This window comes from Dactylosporangium sp. NPDC005572, assembly GCF_040605515.1.
Lineage (GTDB): Bacteria > Actinomycetota > Actinomycetes > Mycobacteriales > Micromonosporaceae > Dactylosporangium.
In genome coordinates this window covers 10,577-36,339 of the sequence record NZ_JBEXCY010000091.1, presented here as the reverse complement: position 1 = coordinate 36,339, position 25,763 = coordinate 10,577, and the positions used below count along the sequence as shown (strand labels likewise).

The following is a 25,763-nucleotide window of genomic DNA, read 5'->3' as shown; positions in this document are numbered from 1 at the left end:
AAATAAGGCCGTGCCGGTCTCGGTTCCGACCGGGGCCGGCACGGCCTCAACGTTTTTCCCGCTCATCCCTCCTTCTTCTTCGACACAGGCATCGACTCAGGCAAGGGAGACGACCGCGGATGCGCAACGGCGGCGGTGCGGTGAGGGAATGGACGGCGTTCGGCACGACGATGCTCACGCTCGTGGGCACGCTGAACGTCTCGCAAGGGCTGTTGGTGGGGTTCGCCAGCGGTGGGGTGGGCTTCGACCGTGATGCCGTGGCGTTCACCAGCGCCGGCACCTGGGCCGCCGCCACGGTGACGCTCGGGGTGCTGCTCGGCGTCACCGGCATCGCACTGCGCCGGCGCAAGGGCGCGGTGAAGTTCGCCGCGGCCGGCATCGTCGCGCTGCACGCGATCTCGCAGCTGGCCATGCTGCGGGCGTACCCGGCATGGTCGCTGCTGATGGTCACGCTCGACGTGATCATCCTGTTCGTCCTGACGGTGCCCCGCAGCCGCGCGGTCGATGAGGACGAGGAGCAGCCGGTGCCGACGCCGACCGCCAAGCTGGCGCTGCGGCGCAACAACCGCTCCGACACGTACCGCGGCCGGCACAAGGCGGGCCGCCCGATCGTGCGGCACAGCGCGGCGAACAGCGACATCATCCTGGTGGACCTGATGATCGACCCCGAGGCGATCGCGTCGGAGACCATCGAGGCCGAGATCGTCGACCCCGACGAGCCGGCGATGTGGACCAAGGCCATCGGCCACGCCACGGTGCCGGTGCAGCTCGCCGAGCCCGTGGAGGAGTCCGTGGTGCCGGTCCAGCGGGCCACCCTCGACCCGCTGGTCGACCCACTGCCGGTCGTCATCGCGGTCGTCGAGGACGACGAGCCGCAGGAACTGGCCGCCATCGGCGCTCGCCCGTACGTGGAGCACTGAGCGCCCCTTCCCTGCACCGCGCAGCGTCAGCGGCGGCGTCCATCGTGGACGCCGCCGCTTTGCTGTGTGTCGGTGTTGCTCTGCCGGCCGGGTTGCCTTGCCGGCCGGGTTGCCTTGCCGGCCGGGGTGCTGAGGACACAGAAAAGCGCGACCACCGGGCGGGTGTGGTCGCGCTCTGCGGTTCGACTGCCTACAGCAGGTTGAGCTCCCGGGCCCGCTCGATGACCTCGCGGCGACGGCCCACGCCCAGCTTGCGGTAGATGTTCTTCATGTGGGTCTTCACGGTGTTGACGGATACGTAGAGCATCGAGGCGATCTCACCGGCCGACAGGGTGCCCTGGAGGTACCGCAGGACGGCCAGCTCCCGCTCGGTGAGCGGCTCGGCCAGCTCCCCCGCCGCGGCCACCGGGCGGCCGAAGCCGTTGAGCTCGGCGGCGATGTCCTCGGCGAGGCTGCGGAAGCCGCTGCCCGCCGGCAGGTACGTCACCAGCAGCTCGCGCACCGGCTGGCCGCCGGCCACGAACGGCCAGCGGATGGACTCGTCGTCGCAGTACCGCAGCGCCTGCTCCAGTGCCCGTCCGGCCTTCGACCGGTCGCCCAGCGCCCGCAGGGCCCGGGCCGAGGTGAGGTTGGCGTCGACGGTCCACACGAGCGATCCGGTGGTCGGCTCGAGGTACGGCTGCACCGCACCCAGCGCCGCCGCCGGCCGCCGCTCCGCGAGGTGGGCCTTCGCCTTCACCACGCCGAGCCACGGCGCCAGCATCTCCACCGGCTCCAGGGTGAGCAGCCGCTTGGCCGCCTCCACGTCGCCGGCGGCGAGCCGCAGCTCCGCCTCGGCGAGCGTGACGCAGTGCTGCAGCCGCGGGGTGTAGCGCCAGTCGGCCAGCTGGCGGCGGATGGCGGCCAGTTCCGTGCACGCCGATCGCGCGTCGCCGGCGGCGGCGCGGATGTGTGCTCGGGACATGGTCGCCACCGCCACCAAACCAGGGTCGGCGAGGCCGCCTCCGTCGAGTGCACGGTCGAGGTAATGCTCGGCTGCACGCACCCGGGCTTGGAGGTAGCAGACCTCGGCGACGGTCAACTGTGCCCACACCACGTCGCTGCCCTGCGTCTGGCCCTCGCGGTCGGCCAGCGCCAGCGTTTCCTTGCCGTAACGCATGGCGGCGGTGAGTCTGCCCCGCGCCGCGTTCAGTTGGGCGAGCTGTCGTAGTGCGGCCAGCTGCGACTGGACGCCGCCGCAGCGGCGGGCCAGGTTGAGCGACTCCAGCAGCGCGTGCTCGGCGGCCGGCAGGTCGCCCTGGATGAGCCGCGCACCACCCACGGCGACGAGGGCCAGGGCCCGCATGCGCGCGGTGTCCTGGTCGTCGAGGCCGGTGTCCTCACGAAGGAGGGCGGGGGCGGTTGCCAGTACCAACTCCGGCTTCTGGCTCTGATGCGCCTCCGCCATGCGGAAGCTGTCCACGATCGGGCGCAGCTGCGCCCGGACCGAGTCGACCAGCGTGTGCTGCGACCGGTCCACGAGGTGCAGGAACGTCTCCGTCCCCTGCGGGTCGCTGGCGTCGAGCCGCTCGGCGGCGAACGCCAGGGCCAGCTTCGGGTCGTTGCGGACCTCCTGCGGTGGCGGCGGCACCAGCTCCTTGATGGTGCGCAGCCGCGCGCCCGGGACGAGCTCCTGCCAGCTCTGCGACAGCAGGTCCGACGCCTGGCCCCAGTTGCGGGCGGCCAGCGCGTGGCGCAGCGCGTCGGCGGGCAGGTCGTGCGACGCGAACCAGTCGGCCGCGCGCCGGTGCAGCTGCCGGACCTGTTCGGGCCGGCGATGGCGGAGCTCGTCGTACAGCATGAGACCGAACAGCGGGTGGCACCGGTACATGCCGGCGTTGCCGCTGCCCTGCACCACGAACAGGTTCGAGTGCTCCAGCTGGGCCAGGATGCGGGCCCCGTCGACGCGCCCCGTGAGCGCCTCGACGAGCTCGGCACTGACCTGGTCGAGGACCGACGTGCAGAGGACGACTTCGCGGACGTCCTCCGGCAGCGTGTCGAAGACCTCGCCGACCAGGTACTCCCCCAGTGCCCGGTCCTGGAGCGCGAACCGCGGCACCAGGCTGTCGGGCTCCGGGTGACCCTGTACGGCCAGCGCGGCGAGGCGCAGGCCGGCGGCCCACCCCTTCATCACCGCGTGGAGCTCGACCAGGGCCGACTCGGCGAGCCGCACCCCGTGCGCCACGAGCATCTGCGCGGTCTCGTCGAGCGTGAAGCCCAGCGGGCCGGTGCGCAGCTCGGAGAGTGCGCCGCGGATGCGGAAGCGGTACAGCGTGAGCGCCGGATCGGTACGGCAGGCGATGACGAGACGCAGGCGTTCACCCGCCTGGGAAAGCAGCGTCTCCAGTTCCCCCCAGACCCGCGGTACCGAAAGCTCCTGCAGGTCGTCCAGGATGAGGACGACCGGCGGGCCCGGCCGGCGGAGCAGGTCGACGAGCGCTTCGAGCGCCTCGCCGTCGGCCGGCGGCTCCGCCACCTGGTGCTCGGCCGTCGCGGCGGCCACCGCCTCCAGCACGTGTTCCCAAAAACGTGGGCCGTGGTGCGCTTCTACCGTCAACCACGCCAGCGGAAAGGGCGCTCGGCCCGCCGCCACCCACTCGGCCAGCAGAGTGGTCTTGCCCCACCCCGCCGGAGCGGAGATCAATGTCAAAGGCCCCGCCACGGCACGATCGAGAGCGTCCAACAGACGCGGTCGCGGCACGTGATAGCGGGGCGGCTCGGGCACTGCGAAGTGCAGTGCGGGACGGGTGATGGTGTCAACGAGCGTTTTCTGCCCCAACGTATTTCGCCCCCTCCCACCCACCGCAGCACGGCGGATGACCACGGGATTGTGAGGCGACAAAAGGTGAGGTCGCCTCACCCGTAGGGGGTGAACAAATGACGGTGCGTGGTCACCCCGTCTTCTGGGGCTGCCTCCGGACGCACCGGAAGCCGACGTGACAGCTACCGGAGTCGATGGCTTCGGGCTGCCGAGCTGCTGGTCGGAACCGGTGGTCGTAGCCGGTGGAGCAGAGGTACGAACCGCCCTTGACCACGCGACTGGCGAACACCGCGGCGCCGGCCGGGGTGTCGACGCGCGGGTTGTCCGCGACCTCACCCGCAAGGGTGAGTGGGTCGTCACCCGCGTCGAACCGCGCGTTGCCCGAGCGGTAGTAGTCGGACGTCCATTCCCACACGTTGCCGACCACGTCGAACAAACCGTACGCGTTCGGGGCGAACGCGCCCACCGGGCTCGTGCCGTGCCCGCTCTCGGTACGGTCGAGCCAGGGGAAGATCCCGTTCCAGATGTTGGCCCGGCCGGGCTCGGGCTCGTCGCCCCACGGGTAGGACACGCCGTCCAGGCCGCCCCGCGCCGCGAACTCCCACTCCGCCTCGGTCGGCAGGTCCTTGCCGGCCCAGCTCGCGTACGCCATCGCGTCCTCGTACGCGATGTGGACCACCGGGTGGGCCGAGCGCCCGCGGATCGAGGAGTCCGGGCCGAACGGGTGCCGCCAGCAGGCGCCGGGGCGCAGCTCCCACCAGACGCGCCAGTCGCGTAAGGGCACCGGCCCGGGCGGCTGGACGAACACCATCGAGCCGGGCGGCCCCTGGTCGGTCTGGCGCTCGGCGACCGTCTCGTACGCCGTCTCCTGGACGAACAGCGCGTACTCCGCGTTCGTCACCGGGTGCGAGTCGATCCAGAATCCGTCTACGGTGACCTTCTGTACCGGCGCCTCTTCCGGATAGAAGCCCTCGGCGCCCATGGCGAAGGTGCCACCGGGTATCCAGGCCATCTCCACGTTGGCATTGTGGCGACGACGCCGGGTGAACCGTCCTCACCCAGGTCGGGTGAGGCCACCTGTCCATCGGCGCGTCGAGTGGCGCTCCGGCAGGTGATCAGCTCTCACACCGGGCGCCCGCGGCCTCTTGTCCGCCTTTCACACCGGGTGGGTGATGCCCGATCATCCGGGTCGGCCGAACGATCGCATCCAAAAGCACCGGTTCGCAAGTCCGTAAGGGAGGGAGGTCGCCACACGAGCTTCGCCGGATCCGGCCGCGGCGCCTCCTCTCTTGTCCGCCGCGGCCGGACGACGAGCCAGCTCTCCTGCGGTGCGCCTTTCCGACCGGTGTCCAAACCCGGAAAGGAACAGGACAGGTCATGGCTGAGACCAGAACCGCCAGGACCGGCACCGCGTGGTTCGGTTGGATCACCTTCGCCGCCGTGTTGCTGGTCGTCATCGGGGTGCTCAACCTCCTCGAGGGACTTGTGGCGCTGTTGCAGAACCAGGTGACCTTCATCGACGGCGACAGCCTCGTGGTTGTCGACCTGACCGGCCTGGGCGTGGTGATGCTCGTCTTCGGCGGTCTTCTCCTCGCCGCCGGCATCGGGCTGATGGCCCGCAACAACATCGCGCGCATCGCGGCGATCGTCATCGTCAGCGTGCACGCAATCGCGCAGGTCGGCTCCCTCGGCGCGTACCCCGTGTGGTCCCTCCTCATGATCACTTTGGATGTGATCATTCTGTTCGCGTTGACCGTGCACTGGTCGGACGCCACTTCTGCGGTTGAGGCCGGTGCGGGGAGCCATCGGATGATGGATCGCGACTACCAGCAGCCGCGTGGGGCCGGCTTCCCGGTGAACGCGCCGCCGCCGCCCGCTCGTGGTGGTCCCGCGCATGCGGCTCCGGACGTGCCCGCGGCCGCCGGTCCCGCTCCGGCTGGTCCGGCTCCCGCCGGGCCTGGTTCGGCCGGTTCGGCCGGTTCGGCCGGCCCGGGCTCGGGTGATCCGGCTTCGGGCGGGCCTGCGCATGCCGCTCCCGACCCGTACCAGCAGTCGAGCGCCTACCAGCCGCCCGCCACGCACGTGCCGCCGACGCCGCCGGCTCCCAACGCCGGCCCGTACCCGCCGTCGAACCGGCCGAGCTCGCCCGCGCACGCCGCGCCGACCTCTGGCTACGGCACGGGCGCTGACGAGCGCTGACGCGTCACATCGAGAGGGCCGGTCCGCCGTTCTGGCGGGCCGGCCCTTTCGTTGCTCTGGGTTTGCTTTTTCGGTGGCTTGCCCTCCCCCAGACACGCCAAAGGCGCCGGCGCGGGCCTGGGAGCGCGCCGGCGCCTCAAGCGCCGTCCATGTCAGACGATCAGGAAGGGTTTTGCTGTGATTTGCGATGGGTGGGCGGCCTCCTCCGGATCAGCCGCCCACCCATCGGCTCCCGCCGCCCTCGCTGAAGGTCGTCCGGTGCTCAGGACGCGGGCCATGTTCACCGCTGACCCCTGGACCGCTGAGTACCCCCTGCTCAACGGTTTTCACCGGGCGACCCAGCTGGGTCATCACGTCGGGGACCACCGACGACGTGATGCCCGCGGCTGGCGGGAACGGGCGGACCACTGTGGACGGTGCAGCAGTCACCGTCAGATCCGCCCGCAGTTCGGGCGCACCGATCACCGGCAGCGTGGCGGTCATGCGGCCCGCCGCTCGGTGGTCGTTCGCCTCGTCATGGCAAGAATCCTGCTGGCAATCCGAGTGATGCGTCGTCACCCACCCTGGGTGAAGGTCCTGCACTCACCCACTCACGCGGCCATCGACCACTCTCGTTGGCAACTCACGGTTACCGATCAGCTTTGATGCATCAATCCTGATGCATCAAATCCGATACATCAGGCGCGATGCGTTTCGTCGGTCGGTCGGTAACCGCCCGAAGACACTGACCAGCGGAACCCGCGACGGACAAGGTGGCAGGCGAGGCGGGCCACGACACGGCCCGCTATGCGATCGGTCGGTCGACCGACCGAATCAACTGACCAGCAGCGCTCGACGGGCAAGGCCGGCACTGGCAAGGCGGGGCACTGGCGCACTGCGACACCCCCCGATACGCAATCGGTCGGTCGACCGACCGAAACGCTGACCGGCGGACCCCGCAACGGACGAGGCGGGCATTGGCAAGGCGGGCACTGGGCGCCCCGCGGCACCCCCGATACGCAAATCGGTCGGTCGACCGACCGAAACACTGACCGGCGGACCCCGCAACGGACGAGGCGGGCACTGGCAAGGCGGGCACTGGCAAGGCGGGCACTGGGCGCCCCGCGGCACCCCCGATACGCAAATCGGGCGGTCGACCGACCGAGACTCAGACCAACAGCGCCCGACGGGCAAAGCGGGCACTGGCAAGCCGGACACTGGGCGCCCCGCGTCGCGCACGCCGCGCTGCGCGAGCCGCTGACCCACGTTGCGCGCGCCGCTGCATCAGTCTTGATGCATCAAGGATGATGCATCATCCTTGATGCATCGGGCGTCTCGGCCCCGGCCGGCCGCAGCTGGGCTCGCGCGAAGCGCGGCATGGGCCGGTGGGCAGTGCGGCACACGCGGCGCGCGGGCGGCACGGGGGTGCGAACGCGCGGCAGACCGAGGGTGGGTACGGCCGAGGTGCTGAACCGGCGATCATCCCAGCAGGCGCCATGATCAAGGGAAACTTCTGGCTGTCCTGGCAGCCAAATACTTCCCTTGATCATGGAGGCATCCAAGTAAGCCGATAGACGTGGGCCGACCACGCAAGGCGCGCGGTCCGCACTGCGGCACCGCCCGACATGCGGTCGGCCGGACGGACGGAAGGGCCCCGGTCCAATGTGGACCGGGGCCCGGGGCGGGGCAGCGACGTCTCACATCGACGACAGGTTGGCCATCTCCTTCTCCGCCAGCTCGACATCCGCGGTCAGCTTGGCGTGCTCCTCCGTCAACGTGTCCAACAGCCGGCGGGTCACCTCCAGGCTCTCGTTGCCGACCGAGCGCGTGGTGGCCAGCAGGTTCTCCGCTGCCTCGCGTTGGCGCTGGCGGCGGGCGTCCCACTGGGCCCGGCGGGCGGCCTCCGCGCGGGCCTCCTCGGTACGACGCTGGGACAGCGCGGTCTGGAAGTCGCGCATCGCGTCCTCGGCGTGCTGGCGGGCCTCGGCGAGCATCGCCTCCGAGGCGGCCCGGGCGTTCTCCAGGTCCTGCTCGGCCTGGGCGCGCAGCGCGCCGGCCTCCTCCTCCGCGAGCTCGATCATGCGCTGGATGCGGCCGCCGATGACCTTCGACTTCTCGTCGCCGCAGGTGCATTGTTTGAGCTCGGTGTTGAGGCGCTCCACCCGGCCGGCGAGCTGCTGCTCGCGGTAGCGTGCCGAGGCCAACTCGGTCTCCAGTGTCGTCAGGCGCATCTGCAACGTGGCGATGTACCGGTCGACCTGGGCGCGATGATAGCCCCGGAGACTCAGCTCGAACCCGTTCTCGGGGCGCAGCTCGATCTCGCCGACAAGAGCGCTCATGCTGGCTCATCCCCCTCCCCGGCCCGTTCAACAATGACGGGCGATACGGGAACGCTGCCGACCCTTGTGGTGACCGCGCGTCATCCGTTCCGGGTGAGCCTCCTGCGGGCGGAGTGTCGGCGCAGCGGCGTCGATGGAACCGTTGCTACACAAGGCAAACAGAGCCCCGCGCGCTGGAAGACCACCCAGGCCGGGTGAGGCCCGGCCGGTGAAAGCGGTGCTTTGCTCGTCACGTTTGACCGGGAGAGCCGAAAGCGAAGCCGGGACAGCGAAATCGGGGGGCACGGGTGTCACAAGCGTTGGTACAGCAGGATCGCCGCGGATTCGCACCGTCGTCAGGTTTGGCGGTGCCGGATCTGCCGCCGGGATACGTGATGCGGGATCGCGTGATCGCTCAGCTGGACGCCGCCGTGCGCGCGCCGCTGACGCTGGTCACCGCGCCCGCCGGATGGGGCAAGACGGCGGCGCTGGTCGCCTGGGCCCGCACCGCGCGCCTCGGCGAGGGCAGCGAGTCGCCGGTGGTGCGATGGGTGACGTCCCATTCGGCACACGGCGCGGACGTGCCCGGCCAGCTGCTGGGTGCCCTTTCGACGCGGCCCGACGAGGAGCTCGACAAGACCGGCGAGTGGTACGGCGACGACCTGCTCCGCGCCGTGGACGCGCTCGACCGCCCGCACATCGTGGTGGTCGACGACGTGCGCGAGATCAGCGACCCGGACGCGCTCACCGAGCTCGAGGCGCTGGTGCGCCACGGCATGGGCCGCCTGCACCTGGTGCTCTCGTGCCGCCGGGATCCGTCGCTCCCGCTGTACCGCTGGCGCGTCAACGGCTCGCTCACCGAGATGCGCACGAATGACCTCTCGCTCACGATCGGCGAGACCGCGCAGCTGCTGGCGGCGCATGACGTGGTGCTGCCCGGCGCGACGCTCTACGAACTGCACTCGATCACCGAGGGCTGGCCGGCCGGCGTGCGGCTCGCCGCCATGGCAATGCGCGGCCACCCGGAGCCCGAGCGGGTGCTCGACGACGGCGGCGCGTTCAGCACCGCGGTCGGCGACTTCCTCACCGGCGAGGTCATCGACTCGCTGCCGCCGGACACCCGCCGCCTGCTGCTGGAGGCCGCGGTCGCTCCGCGCCTCAACGCCGGCCTGGTCGAGGCGATCACCGGCCGCGACGACGGCGCCCGGGTGCTGGCCGAGCTCAAGGGCTCCAACGCCTTCCTCACGCGCAACGCCGGGCCCGGCGGGTGGTACCGCTTCCACCCCCTCTTCGCCCGGACGCTGCACGCCGAGCTGCTGCGGCGCAGCCCCGAGCGGGTGCCCGAGCTGCACCGGCGCGCGGCCGCCTGGCACGCGACGTACGGCATCCCGGCCGAGGCGATGCGCCACGCGCTGCTCGCCGAGGACTGGCCCACGGCGGTCGACGTGCTGGAGAAGCACTGGCCCGACATCGTCGGCGGCGTGCGGTACGACCGGCCCCACGAGGCCGCGCCGCACGCGCCGGGCGCCGAGGAGGCCGCCGACCCGCGGCTCGTGCTCGCGTTCGCCGCGGAGCGCCTGCGGGTCGGCGACCTCGACGGCGCGCGGGACTTCCTGCGCCGCAGCGACCGCGACGGCGGCAACCCGATGCTCGCCGGCTTCGCCGCGGCCGAGGCCTGGCTCGCCGGCGACGCCCGGCGGACCCTGTCCGCGCTGCCGGAGCTGCACGCCAACACCGACGAGGTTCGCGCGCTCGCCATGCTCGACGAGGGCGAGGCCCGCCTGCGGCTCGGCGAGCTCGCCGCCGCCGGCGCCCCGCTGCACGGCGCGCTGGTGCTCGCGCAGCGGGCCGGGATGGCCCAGGCGCAGGTCTGCGCGGCCAGCCAGCTCGCCGTCCTGGAGGCCACCCGCGGCCGGCTGCGCGCCGCCGCGCGGCTGGGCCGGCAGGCGCTGGTGACGGCCGACCGGTTCGGCATCACCGACGCCACCGACCTGGGCTGGGTGCGGATGGCCCTGGCCAGCGTGTACGGCGAGTGGGACCGCATCCAGGAGGCCGACCGGCTGCTGGACGAGGGCCTCGACCTCGCGGCCGGGGACCCGGACCTGCTGGTGGCCATCGCCACGGTACGGGCGAAGCTCCGGCACGGCGCGGGACGGCTCGCGGCCGCCCTGGAGGTGCTGCACACCGCCCGCCGGGAGCTCGGCGGCGCCCCGCTCGCGCCGTCGGTCGAGCGTGCGCTCGCGCTGACCGAGGCCGAGCTGCGCATCAGCGGCGGCGACCTGGGCGCGGCGCGCCGGCTCGTCGCCACGGGCGGCGACCCGGACGTGTTCCCGGGCTGGGCCGCGTGCGTGGACGCGTCGGCGGCGCTCGTGGAGGGCAAGGCCGCGGCGGCCGCGTCGACGGCGGCGCAGTTCGCGACGCCGTCCACGGACTCCGCGCTGACGTGGACGGTCCAGGCGGCGATCCTGACGTCGCTCGCCGGCCGCGCGCTCGGCGACCGCAACCGGGTGCTGCGCGGCCTGGAGACGGCGCTGGACATCGCCGAGGAGGAGAGCTTCCGCCGTCCGTTCCTGGTCGGCGGGCACCCGGTGCGCGACCTGCTGGCGAACTTCGCGCCGCTGCTGCCCGTGTACCACCCGCTCGCCGCGGAGCTCGCCGCCGGCTCGTCGCCGCTGGCCGGCGGCGCCCGGGGCGGCGGGGACGGAAGCCTGGTCGAGCCGCTGACGGAGCGGGAGCTCACCGTGCTGCGGTACCTCCAGGGCACCATGTCGAACCTGGAGATCGCGTCGACGCTGTACGTCTCGGTCAACACGGTGAAGACGCACGTCAAGAACATCTACCGCAAGCTGCACGCCGGCCGCCGGCGCGAGGCCGTCGAGCGTGCGCGGGAACTGCGGCTGCTGTGAGCAGGGTGGCGCTGGTCCGGGTCCTGGACCCGGACCCCGGCCCGGCCACGGCCGCCACCCACCGCTGCGTCTGGGGTGCGCTGGCCGCCACGGTGGCGTGGGTCGCGCTGAACGTGAGCGGGGTGGCCCACGCCCAGGTCGCGGCGGTGGCGGTCGGCCTGCTGACCGTGCTTCCCTGGCTTGGTCCCCTTTTGGGTGTACTGCTGGCCGCCGTGCTCGCGGCACTGGTCCAGCAGCCCTACGCGCCCCTGTTCGGCCTCGCCACCGCCGCGTTCATGTCGCTGGTCGGCGTGCCGGCACAGCACCTGCCGGGTTGGCTCGGCCCGCTGTCGCCGCCGGCGCTCGGCGCGGCCGTGCTGTTCGGCGCGGGCCTGGCCGGCGTGCCCGGCGGGCTCACCGCCCTGTTGACCGCGAGCACCCTGTCCACGGTGCTGCAGCGCATCGACGGCCGGCGGTGATCGACTACCTGCGGGGGCGCCGGGTCGCGATCGTCCGGCGCGGCGGCACCGCGATCGAGCGGGCCCTGGGCGCCGTCGGCGACGAGACCGCGAGGGCCAAGGGCGGCCCGTTCTGGCCGGTCGACGGCTGGGTCCACGTGCTGTACGCGGGCGGCCTGACCGTGGCCGCCGCCGTGGCGCTGACCATCAACTGGATCGGCCCGCCCGCCTTCGTGCGCGGCTTCCTCGCCCTCGTCGCCGCCACCATGTTCCTGTTGGTCGGCTACATGCTGGTGGCCACGCCCACCCGACGGGGCCGGGCGCTGCAGCGGTACCTCACCGACCCGCGCGACCGGACCGTCTTCGAGTCGGCGGCGTCCGACGCCGACCGGATCCGGCTGACCTGGCCGGCCCTCGAACGCCTCGGCGAGCCGACCGACCCGACCGCGATCCTGGAGCGGGCGCTGTGGGACCTCGCCCAGGCGCTGGCCGAGCGGGGCCGGCTGCGCGCCGCGGACCGCGACCTGCGCCACTCGGTCGGCGAGCCGATCGGTGCCGGGAGCCTGTTCACCGCGGTCACCGACCGCCAGGCCGAGATCACCCGGAAGCTGACCGAGGTCGACGCCGAGGTCCGCCGGCGGGCCGGGCGGCTGCACCGGCTGGCCCAGCTCTGCCAGGACTTCCTCGACTACCGGGCGGCCCAGACCCGGGCCAAGGTCCGGGTCACCGCCGCCGACGCCCTGCTCGGCTCGATCACGACCCGACCCGAGCGCGGGCCGGAGGAGCCGGCCGCAACGCTCACGGAACGCACGGAGACCGTACTTGCCGCGTACCGGGATCTCGCCGACGAATTCGAGTGAAAGGACCCCACTCGGCTACCCTGCCGGGGTGCGTGGGGATCTGCTTCGTCGGCGGCTGCTGATCGGACTGGGCGTCGCCGTGGCGGCGGCCGGGCTGTTCCTGGCCTACCTGCGCATGGCCCGCGCCTTTCCGATCAACGGCGACGGGGGCAGCAACGCGCTGCAGGCCTGGGACATGTTCCACGGCAACCCGCTGCTCACCGGGTGGACCCTCTCCGACGTGTCGTTCTGGTCGACCGAGCTGCTGCAATACGGGCTGGTCCAGTACGTCACCGGCGTCAGCGCCGACCAGATCCACGTCACCGCCGCCATCACCTACGTGCTGATCATCCTGTTCGCCGCCGCGCTGGCCCGCGGGCGGGCGACCGGGCGCGAGGCATGGTTCCGGGTCGGCGTCGTGCTGGCCATCCTGCTGCTGCCCGTGCCCGGGACGGGCTACCAGACGCTGCTGTCCTCCCCGAATCACACGGGCACGGCGGTCCCGCTGCTGCTCGCGTGGTGGGCGGTCGACCGGTTGGCGGAGAAGCGCTGGATGCCGGTGGTCGTCGCCGTCGTGCTCGGCTGGGGCGCGATCGGCGACAACCTCATCACGTTCGTCGGCGCGTTGCCGCTGATGGTCGTGTGCGCCCTGCGCGCGATCCGCAGCCGCGGGGCCGAGCGGGTGCGCGACCTCATGCTCGTCGCCGCCGGGCTGGTCTCGATCCTGCTGTCGCACGCCGGGCTGTGGCTGCTGCACGAGAAGCTCGACGGGTTCCACGCGCCGAAGCCGCCGATCGAGCTGTCCCCGGTCGGCGAGTGGCCGGACCGGGCCTGGATGACGGCCCGGATGGTCGGGGTCATCTTCGGCACGCACCGGCCCGGCTGGCAGCCGCCCGCGCTGGAGCTGACGCTGTCGGCACTGCACGCGATCGGGTTCCTGGTCGCCTTCGGCGCCGTGCTGCTCACCGGCTGGCGGATGCTGCGTTTTCGGGCCGACCGGATCGACGCGGTCCTCGCGGTCGCCATCTGCTGCAACCTCGGCGCGGAGATCGTCTCCACGCTGTCGGTCGACCTGATGGCCGCCCGCCTGATCGCGCCCGTCCTGCCGATGGCGGCCGTGCTCGCCGGCCGGCTCGCGGGCCCGTGGCTCGCGCGGCAGGACGCCGGCCGCGCCGTGCAGTGGGGGCGGGGCGTCCTCGCCGGCGTGCTCGTCGCGTTCACCGTCACGCTCGTCGCGTACAGCCCCCCGCGCGCCCCCGGCTCGGAGGGCCAGGAGGTGGCGGACTTCCTGGAGGCGCGCGGGCTGCGGTATGGCATCGGGGCCTATTGGATGTCCAACAACATCACGGTCACCACGGAGCGGAAGGTGACCGTCGCGCCGGTGGTCGGCGGCGGCGACAAGCTGCTCCCGTACTGCTGGCAGGCGAAGCGCGACATGTACAACATCGACCACGATGCCCGCTTCGTCGTGCTGGAGCTCGACCGTCCCTACTACGGCACGCCGGAGCAGGCCCAGGCCCAGTTCGGCCCGTGGGTGGAGCGGCACGACATGGGCAAGTACACGGTGCTGCTCTACGACAAGAACCTGCTCGACGGCTTCCCGTCGCCCTGCTGAGTCAGCCCACCGGCATCCTCAGACGGCGGTGAGGATGACCGGGCCGTCGTCGGTGACGGCCACCGTGTGCTCCCAGTGGGCGGCCCGCGAGCCGTCGACCGTCGACACCGTCCAGCCGTCGATGAGCAGCCGGTGCCGGTCGGAGCCGCTCTCGATGACCATCGGCTCGATCGCGATGACCAGCCCGGGGCGCAGGCTCAGGCCGCGGCCGGGGCGGCCCTCGTTGGGCACGTGCGGGTCCTCGTGCATGGCGGTGCCGACGCCGTGGCCGCCGTAGCCGGTCGGCATCCCGTAGCCGGCGGCGCGGCACACCGACTGCACCGCGTGCCCGATGTCGCCGAGCCGCGCGCCCGGCGTCGCCGCGGCGATGCCGGCGGCCAGCGCCTCGGCGCAGGTGTCGGAGAGCTTCTGAGCGGCGGCGTCGACCGCGCCGATCCCGACCGTCACGGCGGAGTCGCCGTGGTAGCCGTCCACGTGCGCGCCGAAGTCGATCGAGAGCAGGTCGCCCTCCTCGAGCCGGCGCCGGTCGGGGATGCCGTGCACGATCGCGTCGTTCACCGACAAGCACAGCACGGCCGGATAGGGCACCGGGGCGAACGACGGGTGGTAGTGCAGGAACGACGACTTCGCCCCACGCTCCGCCAGCATGGTGCGGGCCAGCTCGTCGAGCTCCAGCAGGGTCACGCCGGGCTGGGCGGCGTCGCGCACCGCCTGCAGGGTCTGCGCGACGATCCGCCCCGCCTCGCGCATGGTTTCCAACTCGGCCGCAGTCTTCAGAACCACCATGGCGAAGATTCTAATACCAGGATTATCATCGAACCATGGTGCGTAACCCGCTGACCGCCGACGAGCGCCATCGCGGACTCGTACTGGGCCGACTGCTCCAGCAGGCCCGGGCCGGGCGCAGCGCCGCCGCGGTGGCGTTCGAGGCCGGCATCTCCCTCGACACGCTGCGCAAGATCGAGCGCGGCGCGATCGCCACTCCGGCATTCTTCACCGTCGCCGCGCTGGCCCGCGTGCTCGGCCTCGACCTGACGACGCTCGCCGAGGCACTGACCGACGACGAGGCGCGCGTCGCCTGAGCGGCCGCAGATGTCGCACCCGCGGTGGTGAAGTCGGGAAACTCCAGTTCCACCCACCCTCCTCGGCCGTTCGCGTGCGGTACACCTGACCGGCCTATCCTGCGCGTGGCGAAGCCGGAGGTGCTCTGGTGTCGTACGTGGTGCTGGCCTCGGTGGGCGGGGCCCTGGCAATCCTGGTGGCCGTCATGTTGCTGCGCCGACCGACCCGAACCGTCACTGCGACCCGTCCACCCGCCGCCGACCTCGCCTTCCGCCGGGGCTGGCACGCGACCGGCGAGCCGCCCCCGGACGTGAGCCGCGAGGTCGCCTGGCTGTGGTCCGCCTACCATCTGGAGCACACACCGGCCGCGCACCTGCAGCTGTTCGTGACGTGGTCGTACGCGGGCCTGGCGGGCGGCCTCCCGGTGTACGTCGCCGACGTGAGCGTCGCGGCAGAGGGCACGGACCTGAGCCGGTACCCGGGCGGCGGCCTGGTGGTGACCCAGCTCCCGGCACCGCACGGCGGCCCGGTGCGGGTGATCCGCCGCCCGAGCGGCCTGCTCCCGGTGGGCGCCTGGCGCACCGGCGTGCCGGCCTTCGACGACTGGTACCGGGTGGACGCTCCCGCCCCCGGCACGGCGCCCCACCTGCTGGACCGCCCGATCGCGGCGGCGATGGCGGCCCGCGGCGACTGGAACTTCAGCATCCACCACAACCGCCTGATCTGCCTCCTGACCGCCCCCTTCACCGCACCGGCCCAGATCGAGTCCACAGTGGACACGGTGTCTGCGCTGGCCGGCATGCTCCCCCGCCCGCTGCACCGCCGCTAGCGCGGTGTCCACCGACGTTCGCCGGGTCGCCATCGCCCCCGCGCCGAGCAGGGTAGATTCGCGCGGATGACTGGGGAGTTGCTCGATGCGCCGACGGTGACGCGGCTGGGTGGGCGGTTCGCCAAGTTGTGGGCGGCCGGGACCACCTCCGCGCTCGGCAGCGGCCTGACCACCGTCGCCGCGCCGCTGCTCGTCGCGGCCGAGACCGACTCGCCGTTCAGCGTCGCGGCCGCCTCGGCCGTGGCCTGGCTGCCCTGGCTGTTGTTCGCGCTGCCCGGTGGCGCGCTCGCGGATCGGGTCGATCGGCGCATGCTCATGATCGCGCTCGACTGGGGGCGGGCCGCGGCCGTGTGCGGGCTCGGGGTGGCCATTCTCGGGGGTGTCCGGAGCGTCTGGCTGCTGTACTCCGCGCTGTTCGTCATCAACGCCGGCGAGATCGTCATGCGGGTCGCCAGTCAGGCCATCGTGCCCGACCTCGTGCCGCGCGATCAGCTCGAGCGGGCCAACGGGTGGCTCTTCGGCGGGCTCATGCTCGCGCAGAACATCATCGCCGCGCCGCTCGGGAGCTTCCTGTTCGTGGTCGCGGCGAGCTCGCCGTTCCTGGGTAACGCCGCCACCTACGCGGCCAGCGCGCTCCTGCTGTGGTCGATCCGCGGGAGCTACCGGGTCGTGGCCGAGACCGACGGGGCCAGGCGGAAGCGGTCCTTCCGCGGGGAGATCGTCGAGGGGTTCCGCTGGCTCGCCGGGCAGCGGCTGCTGCGCACGATGGTCGGGCTCATCGCGCTGCTCAACGTCACGCTGACCGCGGCGACCTCGGTGCTGGTACTGCTCGCGCGGGACCGGCTGGGGCTCGACGAGGTCGGGTACGGGCTGCTGTTCACCGCGATGGCCGCCGGCGCCGTGCTCGGGTCGGTGGTCGGCGACCGGATCATCGCCTGGGTGCGGCCCACCTGGACGATCCGCATCGGGCTGCTCATCGAGGCCGGCATGCACCTGGCGCTCGCCGCGTCCCGGGATGCCTGGGTGATCGGGACGGTGCTCGTGCTGTTCGGCGTGCACGGCACGCTCTGGGGGATCGTCGGCAGCTCGCTGCGGCAGCGGCTGACGCCGCCGGAGCTGCTCGGGCGGGCCGGCAGCGTCATGATCTTCGTGGCGGCGGCCGGCAACAGCGTCGGGGCGCTGCTCGGGGGCGCGCTGGCGAGCGCGTTCGGCATCACCGCGCCCTACTGGGTCGGCTTCGTCGTCGCCGCCGTGGTCGCGGTCGCTAGCTGGCGGGTCTTCAACCGGGCGACCGTCGAGGCCGCCTATGCCAAACTACCGCCGTGACACGCAGCGGAGCGGTCGACGTGCAGTACCCGGACGAGGGCGGGGGCCGGGCGGCCCTCGTGGTCGCCGACGACCCCACCTTCGCGACGATCGTCGAGGAGCGGGTGCGGTGGCTCGACGAGGTCGCGCCGTACGAGCCGGGGGCCTTCTACAAGCGGGAGCTGCCCGCGATCCAGGCCGTCCTGCAGCACGAAAGCCTGGACCTCATCGTCGTCGACGGCTACGTCGACCTCGACCCGGACGGCCGGCCGGGCCTCGGCGCCCACGTGCACGAGGCGCTCGGCATCCCCGTCATCGGGGTCGCCAAGACGGCGTTCCGCAGCGCGACCCACGCGATCGAGGTGCGGCGCGGCAGTGCCGATCGCCCGCTGTACATCACCAGCATCGGCCTGCCGCGGGACCGGGCCGCCGACATCGTGACCCGCATGGCCGGGCCGCACCGCATGCCCGACGCTTTGCGGCGGGTGGACGCGCTCGCCCGCGGTCACGCCGCGATCGCCTGATCCAGCCGTACCGCGGCGTTGATCAGCGCCAGGTGGGAGAACGCCTGCGGGAAGTTGCCCAGCTGCTCGGCCGTCGGGCCGATCTCCTCGGAGTACAGGCCGAGGTGGTTGGCGACCGGGTCGTAGCGGTACACCAGGCTGTCCGAAACAAGATGCTGGTCGATGGCCCGCATCGCCGAGCGCCACCGGGGGTCGCTCGGCGACACGAACCCCACGAGCGGCATGTACAGCAGCGACGCGTCGAGCACCGGGCTGCCGTACCGCTGCGTGAACGTCTCCTGCTGCGCGTCCCAGCCCTTGGTCATCACCTGCTGGTAGACCTCGTTGCGGGCGTGCATCCAGCGCTTGGTGTCGGCGGGCAGGCCGAGCGACTGCGACAGCCGGATCGCGCGGTCGAACGCCACCCAGTTGAGCGTCTCCTCGGTGAGGTCGACGCCGCCGTCCACGCGGTACATGATCCGCGGCGGCGTCTCCCCGGTCAGCCGGTCGCGCAGCCACCCGAGGTACTGCTGAGCCTCGTCGCGGTAACCGAGCCCGAGCAGGGCATGGACGGGGAACGATGCGTCGGAGCCCGGCCCCCACCCCGCCTCACCCTCCGCGGGGGTTCGGGGCCAGCAGCGGGGGCGCCGACGGCGGGTGGAACGGCGGTGGGTTCTCCACTCCCGCGGCCCGCTCCAGCAGTGAGACCAGCCCGGCCCGGGTGGCGACCACGATCATCGTCTGGGTGCGGTCGAGGGTCCGCCAGCGGCTCTGCTCCGGCGCCCAGAACGTCTGCACGCCGACGCCCATGCCGGGCCGGCCGGTCTGGACGGCGACCAGGCGCAGCAGGCCGGGCTCGCTGACGTCGCGGAAGTACTGGCCCTCCAGGCGCGAGCCGGCACCGACCGGTACCTCGGCGACGAGCAGCACCCGCCGCCCGACCGGGATCGTGTCGATGACCTCGCCGCCGACCATCGACGCGGCGAATGCCGGCGCGGCGAGGTACGACACGCTGCGGGACAGGTTCATGTCGAAGGCCTGCTTGATTCGGCGGGCGAAGTCCTCCTCGAACAGCCGCAGCACGACCCGCAGCTTCTTCGCGGGGTCGGCCTGGCGGGCGAGGTCCCGCCCGATGAGCGCCGCCTCCAGGTTGTTGACGTCGGCGGTCGTGACCGCGACCAGGCAGCGGGCGGTGGCGACCGACGCGGCGCGCAGCGTGTCGACGCTGTTGGCGCTGCCGATGATCACCGGGATGCCCAGGTCGCGGGCCACCTGCACGCCGCGCGCCTGCTCGTTGCGGTCGACGCCGACCACGTCGATGCCCTGGTCGTGCAGCTCGCGGAGCACCCGCGTGCCGATGTTGCCCAGCCCGACCACCACGACGTGGTCGGAGACGGGCTCGGCGAGCCCACCGGCGGCGATCGCCAGCCGGGCCTTGACCACCACGCCGACGATGGCCGCGGTGAGCGCCGGGATGAGCGCGACGCCGGCGAGGACGAGGGCCAGCGACACGGCCTGGACGACGACGGAGTCCTGGAGGTTGGGGTCGGCGCCGCCGAGGGCGGTGAGCAGCGTGAGGTACAGCGCCCGCCACGGGCTGACGTGCCGCACGACCCCGACGGCGACCGTGCCGGCGGTGAGCACCGCGAGGGCGACCAGCAGCACCCGGCGCAGGCCGCCGCTGAACAGCAGCCGGGACGCACGCAGCGGATGCCGTCGCCGGCGGCGGCGCCGGGCGACGGGGGCCCGGCCGTAGACGCTCGTGAGCACCAGGTCGGCACGGTCGTCGTCGACGGGCAGGCTGTCGGCCTCGGCGGTCACGGCCAGGCCGGCCCGGATGTCGGTCGGGTTGGCGTCGGCCCGGTCGACGGCCATGAGCTGCTGGCCGTCGCTCAGCCGGATCGACGTCGGCGCGTTGTCGCCCAGCGCCGCGGCGACGAAGGCCGGCGCCGCGATCTCCGACGCCGACAGGACGGCGCAGTTGACCAGGCGCTCGGTCACGCCCGCGCCGAGCACGGTGTTGAACATCCGCAGGACCACGCGGATGTGCGGGTCGACCTCGCGGGCGATCAGCGCCGCGTCGACGTTGGCCACGTCGTCGGTGCCGACGAAGGCGATCGCGTCGGCGTCGGCGAGGTCGGCCGCCTCGAACACCTCGGTCGTCGTCGTCCGGGCCTCGATGAGCACCGGCCGGTGCTCGGGGTCGTCCTCGGCGTGGATCGCCGCGATCTCCGGTGCCTGGTTCTGGGTCAGGGACGGCACGATGACCGTCACCTGCGCCGAGTACGTGTTGATCAGCTCGCCGACCAGCCGCCGGGCGAGTGCGTTGTCACCCCAGACGACGAACTTGCGCACGCCCGGGATCGTATCGACGGGACGCTAGTGCCCGTGGCGGCAGCAGCGAGCCCGTACAAGCAGCTCTTGCATGCGATCGCCCGCCTCCGACGCGTGTCGGACGGGGCTCGTGAAAGCTAGTTGAACGTCTCGCGCCCGGCTGGCGAACTCCAGCCGGAGCACGAGTCCGAACCGGTCCATTCGCACCGGAAGGATCCGTCGTACCCCGTGCAGGTGATGCGGAGGGATGAGGCGGGACAGCCGTTCGAGGGCGTCGGGATGCGCGCTGAGCAGGTGGCAGAGCAGGTCGGCCTCGTGCTCGGCGAGCGGGTCGGGCTTTGCGCCGGCGAACTCGGCCGGGTCGACGTCGACCTCGTCCGGTCCGAAGGCCGGGTCCTGGAGGGCGGCCGAGCCCAGCTCCATGACCGCGAACAGTTCTCCCGCGCCGGTGTCCCTGGGCGTCAGCCAGCCGGAGAAGGTGGCCCGGGAGCGCACCCGGCCGTTGCCGGTGGCGACCACCGGGGTGGCGGCCAGGTCGGTCAGCTCCAGGGCCGACGCAAGGTCGGGCTCGGCCCGGACCAGGTGCGCGGCATGACTGCCCTCGGGCAGCTCCAGCACGATCCGCCCCGCCTCGTCGATCCGATGCCGGCCGACCAGGTCACAGCGGTGACCGGGCACGTGCAGCGTCAGCGACGACGCGGCGGCCAGCAGGGAACGCAGGCGCTCGGCGGCGGTGGGGAGCTTGATACCGGACATCCGACCTCCTAAGGTTAGGCTTACCTTAGTGGAGAGGTGAGGAATGAACCAGTCACGGCCCAAGGTTCGGCGGTCGAGGGCGCTCGGCATCGCGCTGACGCCCAAGTGTGTGAAGTACTTCGAACGACGCCCGTTCCCGCCGGGCCAGCACGGTCGCAGCCGGCCCAAGGTCAGCGACTACAAGGTGCGGCTCCTGGAGAAGCAGCGGCTGAAGGCGCAGTACAACATCCTCGAGAGCCAGCTGCGGGCCGCGTTCGACCGGGCCGCCAGCCGCCCGGGCAAGACGGGCGAGGAGCTGATCGTCGACCTGGAGCTGCGGCTCGACGCGCTCGTCCTGCGGGCCGGCTTCGCCCGGACCATCTACCAGGCCCGCCAGGTCGTCACCCACCAGCACGTGAACGTCAACGGCAAGCGGGTCGACCGGCCGTCGTTCCGGCTGCGCCCCGGCGATGTGATCTCTGTCGCAGAACGCAGCCGCCAGAAGACCCCGTTCGTGGTGGCCGCAGCCGGCGCGCACGTCGGCGAGCGCACCGCCCCGTACCTCGACGTCGACGTCAGCGGCCTGACCGCCCGCCTCATCCGGCTGCCGCTGCGCACCGAGGTCCCCGTGCTCTGCGACGAGCAGCTGATCGTGGAGTTCTACAGCCGCTAGCCTTTGCTTCGGTCGTCAGCCTTGCTTCGCCCGGGCCCCATGGTGACTATTTCGTATGGCAACGTACGACGTCATCGTGGTCGGCCTGGGCGGCATGGGCAGCTCGGCCGCGTACCATCTCGCCGCCCGCGGTCAGCGGGTCCTGGGCCTGGAGCGGTTCGGCCCGGCCCACGATCTCGGCTCCTCGCACGGTGGATCGCGGATCACCAGGCAGTCGTACTTCGAGGATCCGGCCTACGTGCCGCTCGTCCTGCGCGCCTACGAGCTGTGGGAGAAGCTCTCCCGCGACTCGGGCCGCGACCTGATGACGCTCACCGGCGGCCTCTACATCGGCGATCCGTCGTCGACGACAGTTCTTGGTAGTCGGTTGAGCTCTGAACAGTGGGGCCTGCCCCACGAGATGCTGTCCGCCGCGGAGCTTCGCCGGCGGTTCCCGCTCTTCCGGCCGGCCGCTCACGAGGTCGCCCTGTACGAGGCCAAGGCCGGCTTCCTGCGCCCCGAGGAGACGGTCCGGGCCTCCCTCGCGCTGGCCGCCGCCTCCGGCGCGACGCTGCTCTTCGACTCCCCCGTCGTCTCCTGGTCCGCCGGTGAGTCCTCGGTCGAGGTCCGCACCGCGACGGCCTCCTACTCCGCCGGCGCGCTGGTCGTCTGCCCCGGCGCCTGGGCGCCGACGCTCCTGGCCGACCTCGGCATCCCGTTCACGGTCGAGCGGCAGGTGCAGTTCTTCCTGGACCCGATCGGCGGCATCGAGCCGTTCCTGCCGTCCGCCCAGCCGATCTACATCTGGGAGGGCCCGCCGGGCACCCAGGTCTACGGCTTCCCCGCCCTGGACGGCCCCGCAGGCGGCGTCAAGGTCGCCTTCTACCGCCGCGGCCAGGTCACCTCGCCGGACGCGGTCGACCGGACGATCCACGACGAGGAGATCGCGTACGTCAGGGAGCACCTGTCGTCGCGCGTCCCCGCCGCCGCCGGCCCGTTCCTGCGCGGCAAGACCTGCCTGTACACCAACACGCCCGACGAGCACTTCGTGATCGCCCGCCACCCGCTCCATTCGCGGGTCACCGTGGCCTGCGGGTTCTCCGGCCACGGCTTCAAGTTCGTGCCCGTCGTCGGCGAGATCCTGGCCGACCTCTCGCTGACCGGCACCACCTCGCACCCGATCGCCCTGTTCGACCCCACCCGCTCCTTCTAGCCTCCCGTCCGACCTAAGCCGGATGGCCGGCCCCCTGTGTGCGGGGGCCGGCCATCCGGAAGGTTGAACGCTGAGCGGTCGGGTCAGGCGGAGGCAGCGCCGAGCTCGCCCGCGTCGCCCTGGAAGACGGTGCCCGCCTCGGAGTTCGACGCGAACTGCTGACGCAGGGCGTCCAGCTCGGAGAACTGGGCCTCGTGCGACGACTCCGAGCCCTCGGCCGCGAAGACGTGGTTCGAGTCGTAGGAGTCGTTGCTGTAGTTCGTGAAGTTCTGCTCCTCGTAGTGCGTGCCGTCCGGGCTGTCGAACTCGACGGAGCTGCCCTGCTGGAAGTCGGTCGACTCGGCCGACACGGTGTCCTGCTCGTAGACGTTGAAGTCGCTCTGGTAGTCAGCCTCGCTGCCCTCGGCGGTGTGCAGCTGCTCCAGCTCGCCGCTGTCGGCCGAGGCCTCGTAGTTGCCGTACTCGACGTCGCTCATTGCTCTATCTCCCTGGCTCGACTTGTTCGTTCCCGTTGCCAAGAACGTTATTCGCCGGCTGGATCAAGAGAATCCCGGAAACGTGCCACCCACGGCGGCTCCCGGAGCGCGGATGCCGGCGACTCCGGGCGGTGGCGCAGACGCCGGATGGCCGGCACCCCATTGCGGGGGGCCGGCCATCCGGAAGATGTGGCTGTCAGCGGGTGGGTCAGTTGGACGCGACGCCCAGCTGACCCTCGCCACCGTGGAACTCGGTGCCCTGGGCGAACTCGGAGGCGAACGACTGCCGCAGCGCGTCCAGCTCGGAGAACTGGGCCTCGTGCGAGGACTCCGAGCCCTCAGCCGCGAAGATGTGGTTCGAGTCGTAGGAGTCGTTGCTGTAGTTCGTGAACTCCTGCTCCTCGTAGTGCGTGCCGTCCGGGGCGTCGAACTGCACGGCGTGGCCCTGCTGGAAGTCCGTCGACTCCGCCGACTCGGTGTCCTGCTCGTAGACGTTGAAGTCGCTGTTGTAGTCGGCCTCGCTGCCCTCGGCGGTGTGCAGCTGCTCCAGCTCGCCGCTCTCGGCGCCCGCCTCGTAGTGGCCGTAGTCGACGTCGTTGCCCGTGTCGCCAGCGTCCCAGTCGCTCATGTTCTCGTATCCCCTTGTGTTTGCTTGCTGTCTGTGTTGACAAGAACGTTAGGGGGTTCCGGCCGGGGTCGACTCCCGGAAACGTGCCACCCCGGCGACTGGCAGGTCAGGGGCTATTTGAGGACCTGGCGCAGCTGGGCCGGGGGCGTCGAGCGCTTGCGCCACTCGCGTGGGTAGCCGACCGAGACCTCCTCGTGGCGCACGCCGTCGTACTCGGTGGTGCGGGGAATGTGCAGGTGCCCGTAGACGACCGCGGCGGCGCGGTAGCGCACCGGCCACTCCGCCGTCAGGGTCGTGCCGCACCAGAGCGCGAACTCGGGGTACCAGAGGACATCCGTCGGCTGACGGACCAGCGGGAAGTGGTTGACGAGCACCGTCGGCAGCTCCTCGGCGGCGGCGCGCAGGCGCGGCTCGGTGAGCGCGACGCGGGCCCGGCACCAGTCGGCACGGCCGTCGAACGGGTCGGGGTGCAGCAGCGCCTCGTCGGTGCCGACGACGCCGGCGGCGTGCGCCTTGGCCAGCGCCTCCTCGGTGGACGTGGTGCCGGCCGGCCAGAACGAGTAGTCGTACAGCACGAAGAGCGGAGCGACGAGCACCGGCCCGCCGGGGCCGTCCCAGCGCGGGTACGGGTCCTCGGGGGTGACCACGCCCAGCTCACGGCAGCCGGCGACGAGCAGGTCGTAGCGCGCCTGGCCGCGCGCCTGCTCCGGGTCGTTCGGCATCGTCCACAGCTCGTGGTTGCCGGGGACCCAGATGACCTTCGCGAACCGGTCGCGCAGGGTCGTCAGCGCCCACATGACGTCGGCGTAGCGCTCCGCGACGTCACCGGCGACGATCAGCCAGTCGTCGTCGTGGGTGGGATGCATGGCCTCGACGAGGGCCCGGTTCTCCGCGTATCCGACATGCAGGTCACTGATCGCCAACAACCGCCCCGTCACGCTCCAGAGCGTACTGGCGGTTGCGGGTGGATGGTGCAATTGCGCGGTGACCATCCAGGACCGCTTGGCCGCCGCCACCGCCGCCCTGCACGAGCAGCACCTGACCGAGCGGCTGGTCGAGCAGCTCAAGGCCCGGATGGACGCCGCCGCCGGCGAGCTCGCGGCGCTGCGCAACCGGCTCGACGACGAGCAGGCCGACGTCGACAAGCTGGAGAAGCCCTCACTGTCGCGGTTCCTGGCGTCGCTGCGTGGTCAGCAGGGCGACATCGACAAGGAGCGCGCCGAGGCCGAGGCGGCGCGGCTGGCGGTGGCCGCGGCGAAGGTCCGCTTCGACACGCTGCGCGCCGAGCACCTCGCCGCCCGGGACCGGCTCGCCAAGCTGGCCGGCGCACCGGCCGAACACGCGGCCGCGCTGGAGGAGAAGGAGCGGTACCTCGCCGAGTCCGGCGACCCGCGCGGTGCCGAACTGGCGGCCAACGCCGAGCTGCGCGGCCGGATCAACGGCGAGCTGACCGAGATCCGCCAGGCTTTGGGCGCCGCCGACAACGCCCACCTGTACCTCTCCGAGGTCCGCGAGCGGATCACCAAGGCCACGCTGGCGTCGGGCCTCGACGTGCTCAGCCCCGGCCTGAGCGGGCGCAGCGAGATGCTCCAGGCGGTCGACAAGGTCCACGAGGGGAGCATCTACGCCGGCGAGTGGCTGGCCACGCTGCGCAACGAGCTGGCCGACATCGGCGAGGAGATGCCCGAGCTTCCGGCCATGGAGATCCTCCTGCCGAAGTGGTGGCAGGACTGGACCGTGTACGCCGACGGCCTGCCGGTCTACGACACCGTCTTCCCGCGGATCGTCAAGGCCGGCAACAACACCGGCGAGGCGATCGCCATCATCGACGCCCTCCGCAAGCGCCTGGAGGCGCGTGCGGCGGCGGTGGCGGCGCGCCTGGCCGAGGCCGACCGGGAGCGCGCCGCCCTGCACGCCTAGCCCTGTCCTTGGGCCGCGGCCTTCGGCTCTTGGCCGTCTAGCCCTGTCCTTGGGCCGCGGCCTTCGGCTCTTGGCCGTCTAGCCCTGTCCTTG

Annotated in this window: 24 protein-coding genes; 13 read left to right on the top strand and 11 right to left on the bottom strand. The window is 72.2% G+C overall.

What is annotated here, in order from left to right; all coding sequences use genetic code 11:
* Positions 1–119 precede the first annotated feature (119 nt).
* Positions 120–920 (top strand): hypothetical protein, encoded by an 801-nt coding sequence (locus tag ABZS66_RS34000; protein ID WP_354764938.1) that lies wholly within the window; start codon positions 120–122, stop codon positions 918–920.
* A gap of 190 nt (positions 921–1,110) precedes the next feature.
* Here the strand turns inward: ABZS66_RS34000 and ABZS66_RS33995 are convergent, their stop codons facing one another.
* Positions 1,111–3,660 (bottom strand): LuxR C-terminal-related transcriptional regulator, encoded by a 2,550-nt coding sequence (locus ABZS66_RS33995; protein WP_354764936.1) that lies wholly within the window; start codon positions 3,658–3,660, stop codon positions 1,111–1,113.
* Between the two features lie 190 nt (positions 3,661–3,850).
* Positions 3,851–4,732, bottom strand: a complete 882-nt coding sequence (locus tag ABZS66_RS33990; protein WP_354764950.1) for a formylglycine-generating enzyme family protein — start codon at positions 4,730–4,732, stop codon at positions 3,851–3,853.
* A 428-nt stretch (positions 4,733–5,160) separates the two neighbouring features.
* On the opposite strand from ABZS66_RS33990, the gene ABZS66_RS33985 reads away from it, so the two are divergent.
* Positions 5,161–5,919, top strand: coding sequence for a hypothetical protein (locus ABZS66_RS33985; protein ID WP_354764934.1), 759 nt, complete (start codon positions 5,161–5,163; stop codon positions 5,917–5,919).
* Between the two features lie 210 nt (positions 5,920–6,129).
* Here ABZS66_RS33985 and ABZS66_RS33980 read toward each other — a convergent pair whose 3' ends face one another.
* Both ABZS66_RS33980 and ABZS66_RS33975 read right to left on the bottom strand, forming a co-directional pair.
* Positions 6,130–6,477: a hypothetical protein gene (locus ABZS66_RS33980; RefSeq protein ID WP_354764932.1), complete on the bottom strand. Its 348-nt coding sequence runs from the start codon at positions 6,475–6,477 to the stop codon at positions 6,130–6,132.
* Between the two features lie 1,118 nt (positions 6,478–7,595).
* Positions 7,596–8,237, bottom strand: a complete 642-nt coding sequence (locus ABZS66_RS33975; RefSeq protein ID WP_354764930.1) for a hypothetical protein — start codon at positions 8,235–8,237, stop codon at positions 7,596–7,598.
* 374 nt (positions 8,238–8,611) lie between these two features.
* Between ABZS66_RS33975 and ABZS66_RS33970 the strand changes: the two genes are divergently transcribed.
* The 4 genes from ABZS66_RS33970 to ABZS66_RS33955 are packed head-to-tail and all read left to right on the top strand — an operon-like array spanning position 8,612 to position 14,013.
* Positions 8,612–11,122: a LuxR C-terminal-related transcriptional regulator gene (locus tag ABZS66_RS33970; RefSeq protein WP_354764928.1), complete on the top strand. Its 2,511-nt coding sequence runs from the start codon at positions 8,612–8,614 to the stop codon at positions 11,120–11,122.
* Complete coding sequence (locus ABZS66_RS33965) at positions 11,119–11,580, top strand: hypothetical protein (protein ID WP_354764926.1); 462 nt, start codon at positions 11,119–11,121, stop codon at positions 11,578–11,580. Before ABZS66_RS33970 ends, ABZS66_RS33965 begins: the two co-directional genes overlap by 4 nt.
* Positions 11,577–12,419: a hypothetical protein gene (locus tag ABZS66_RS33960; RefSeq protein ID WP_354764924.1), complete on the top strand. Its 843-nt coding sequence runs from the start codon at positions 11,577–11,579 to the stop codon at positions 12,417–12,419. Before ABZS66_RS33965 ends, ABZS66_RS33960 begins: the two co-directional genes overlap by 4 nt.
* 28 nt (positions 12,420–12,447) lie before the next feature.
* The gene (locus ABZS66_RS33955) at positions 12,448–14,013 is read left to right on the top strand and encodes a hypothetical protein (protein WP_354764923.1); all 1,566 of its coding nucleotides are present in this window, start codon (positions 12,448–12,450) and stop codon (positions 14,011–14,013) included.
* A gap of 18 nt (positions 14,014–14,031) precedes the next feature.
* Here ABZS66_RS33955 and map read toward each other — a convergent pair whose 3' ends face one another.
* Complete coding sequence (gene map / locus ABZS66_RS33950; RefSeq protein WP_354764921.1) at positions 14,032–14,799, bottom strand: type I methionyl aminopeptidase; 768 nt, start codon at positions 14,797–14,799, stop codon at positions 14,032–14,034.
* Between the two features lie 35 nt (positions 14,800–14,834).
* Between map and ABZS66_RS33945 the strand changes: the two genes are divergently transcribed.
* The 4 genes from ABZS66_RS33945 to ABZS66_RS33930 all read left to right on the top strand — a co-directional run bounded on the left by ABZS66_RS33945 (position 14,835) and on the right by ABZS66_RS33930 (position 17,733).
* Positions 14,835–15,095 carry a helix-turn-helix transcriptional regulator gene (locus tag ABZS66_RS33945; protein WP_354764919.1) on the top strand — a complete coding sequence of 87 codons (261 nt, stop codon included), beginning with the start codon at positions 14,835–14,837 and terminating at the stop codon, positions 15,093–15,095.
* Positions 15,096–15,223: 128 nt separating this feature from the next.
* Positions 15,224–15,904, top strand: coding sequence for a hypothetical protein (locus tag ABZS66_RS33940; RefSeq protein WP_354764917.1), 681 nt, complete (start codon positions 15,224–15,226; stop codon positions 15,902–15,904).
* Between the two features lie 66 nt (positions 15,905–15,970).
* On the top strand, positions 15,971–17,230 hold the full coding sequence (locus tag ABZS66_RS33935; RefSeq protein WP_354764915.1) for an MFS transporter: 1,260 nt from the start codon (positions 15,971–15,973) through the stop codon (positions 17,228–17,230).
* The gene (locus ABZS66_RS33930) at positions 17,227–17,733 is read left to right on the top strand and encodes an endonuclease V (protein WP_354764913.1); all 507 of its coding nucleotides are present in this window, start codon (positions 17,227–17,229) and stop codon (positions 17,731–17,733) included. Before ABZS66_RS33935 ends, ABZS66_RS33930 begins: the two co-directional genes overlap by 4 nt.
* On the opposite strand, the gene ABZS66_RS33925 is transcribed toward ABZS66_RS33930, so the two are convergent.
* From ABZS66_RS33925 to ABZS66_RS33915, 3 genes are all read right to left on the bottom strand, one after another.
* A complete protein-coding gene (locus ABZS66_RS33925; protein ID WP_354764911.1) occupies positions 17,715–18,179 on the bottom strand; it encodes a glycoside hydrolase family 15 protein in 465 nt (154 codons plus the stop codon). The two genes, ABZS66_RS33930 and ABZS66_RS33925, sit on opposite strands and share 19 nt — an antisense overlap.
* Positions 18,180–18,321: 142 nt before the next feature.
* Positions 18,322–20,067, bottom strand: coding sequence for an NAD(P)-binding protein (locus ABZS66_RS33920; protein ID WP_354764909.1), 1,746 nt, complete (start codon positions 20,065–20,067; stop codon positions 18,322–18,324).
* Between the two features lie 24 nt (positions 20,068–20,091).
* Positions 20,092–20,802 (bottom strand): DUF2470 domain-containing protein, encoded by a 711-nt coding sequence (locus ABZS66_RS33915; protein ID WP_354764907.1) that lies wholly within the window; start codon positions 20,800–20,802, stop codon positions 20,092–20,094.
* A 43-nt stretch (positions 20,803–20,845) separates the two neighbouring features.
* On the opposite strand from ABZS66_RS33915, the gene rpsD reads away from it, so the two are divergent.
* Positions 20,846–21,454, top strand: coding sequence for a 30S ribosomal protein S4 (gene rpsD / locus ABZS66_RS33910; protein ID WP_354764905.1), 609 nt, complete (start codon positions 20,846–20,848; stop codon positions 21,452–21,454).
* A 55-nt stretch (positions 21,455–21,509) separates the two neighbouring features.
* Positions 21,510–22,646, top strand: coding sequence for an N-methyl-L-tryptophan oxidase (solA, locus tag ABZS66_RS33905; protein WP_354764903.1), 1,137 nt, complete (start codon positions 21,510–21,512; stop codon positions 22,644–22,646).
* A gap of 83 nt (positions 22,647–22,729) precedes the next feature.
* Here the strand turns inward: solA and ABZS66_RS33900 are convergent, their stop codons facing one another.
* From ABZS66_RS33900 to ABZS66_RS33890, 3 genes are all read right to left on the bottom strand, one after another.
* Positions 22,730–23,122 (bottom strand): hypothetical protein, encoded by a 393-nt coding sequence (locus ABZS66_RS33900; RefSeq protein WP_354764901.1) that lies wholly within the window; start codon positions 23,120–23,122, stop codon positions 22,730–22,732.
* 208 nt (positions 23,123–23,330) lie between these two features.
* Positions 23,331–23,750, bottom strand: a complete 420-nt coding sequence (locus tag ABZS66_RS33895) for a hypothetical protein (RefSeq protein ID WP_354764899.1) — start codon at positions 23,748–23,750, stop codon at positions 23,331–23,333.
* A 113-nt stretch (positions 23,751–23,863) separates the two neighbouring features.
* A complete protein-coding gene (locus tag ABZS66_RS33890) occupies positions 23,864–24,688 on the bottom strand; it encodes a metallophosphoesterase (RefSeq protein WP_354764897.1) in 825 nt (274 codons plus the stop codon).
* 46 nt (positions 24,689–24,734) lie between these two features.
* Between ABZS66_RS33890 and ABZS66_RS33885 the strand changes: the two genes are divergently transcribed.
* Positions 24,735–25,670 carry a hypothetical protein gene (locus ABZS66_RS33885; RefSeq protein WP_354764895.1) on the top strand — a complete coding sequence of 312 codons (936 nt, stop codon included), beginning with the start codon at positions 24,735–24,737 and terminating at the stop codon, positions 25,668–25,670.
* Positions 25,671–25,763 lie beyond the last annotated feature (93 nt).

Excerpts from the sequence above, each read along its gene's own strand:
- ABZS66_RS34000 (WP_354764938.1), top strand. The coding sequence starts at position 120 with ATGCGCAACGGCGGCGGTGCGGTGAGGGAATGGACGGCGTTCGGCACG.
- ABZS66_RS33990 (WP_354764950.1), bottom strand. The coding sequence starts at position 4,732 with ATGGCCTGGATACCCGGTGGCACCTTCGCCATGGGCGCCGAGGGCTTC.
- ABZS66_RS33975 (WP_354764930.1), bottom strand. The coding sequence starts at position 8,237 with ATGAGCGCTCTTGTCGGCGAGATCGAGCTGCGCCCCGAGAACGGGTTC.
- ABZS66_RS33970 (WP_354764928.1), top strand. The coding sequence starts at position 8,612 with ATGCGGGATCGCGTGATCGCTCAGCTGGACGCCGCCGTGCGCGCGCCG.
- map (WP_354764921.1), bottom strand. The coding sequence starts at position 14,799 with ATGGTGGTTCTGAAGACTGCGGCCGAGTTGGAAACCATGCGCGAGGCG.
- ABZS66_RS33945 (WP_354764919.1), top strand. The coding sequence starts at position 14,835 with ATGGTGCGTAACCCGCTGACCGCCGACGAGCGCCATCGCGGACTCGTA.
- ABZS66_RS33935 (WP_354764915.1), top strand. The coding sequence starts at position 15,971 with ATGACTGGGGAGTTGCTCGATGCGCCGACGGTGACGCGGCTGGGTGGG.
- ABZS66_RS33915 (WP_354764907.1), bottom strand. The coding sequence starts at position 20,802 with ATGTCCGGTATCAAGCTCCCCACCGCCGCCGAGCGCCTGCGTTCCCTG.
- rpsD (WP_354764905.1), top strand. The coding sequence starts at position 20,846 with ATGAACCAGTCACGGCCCAAGGTTCGGCGGTCGAGGGCGCTCGGCATC.
- solA (WP_354764903.1), top strand. The coding sequence starts at position 21,510 with ATGGCAACGTACGACGTCATCGTGGTCGGCCTGGGCGGCATGGGCAGC.
- ABZS66_RS33900 (WP_354764901.1), bottom strand. The coding sequence starts at position 23,122 with ATGAGCGACGTCGAGTACGGCAACTACGAGGCCTCGGCCGACAGCGGC.
- ABZS66_RS33895 (WP_354764899.1), bottom strand. The coding sequence starts at position 23,750 with ATGAGCGACTGGGACGCTGGCGACACGGGCAACGACGTCGACTACGGC.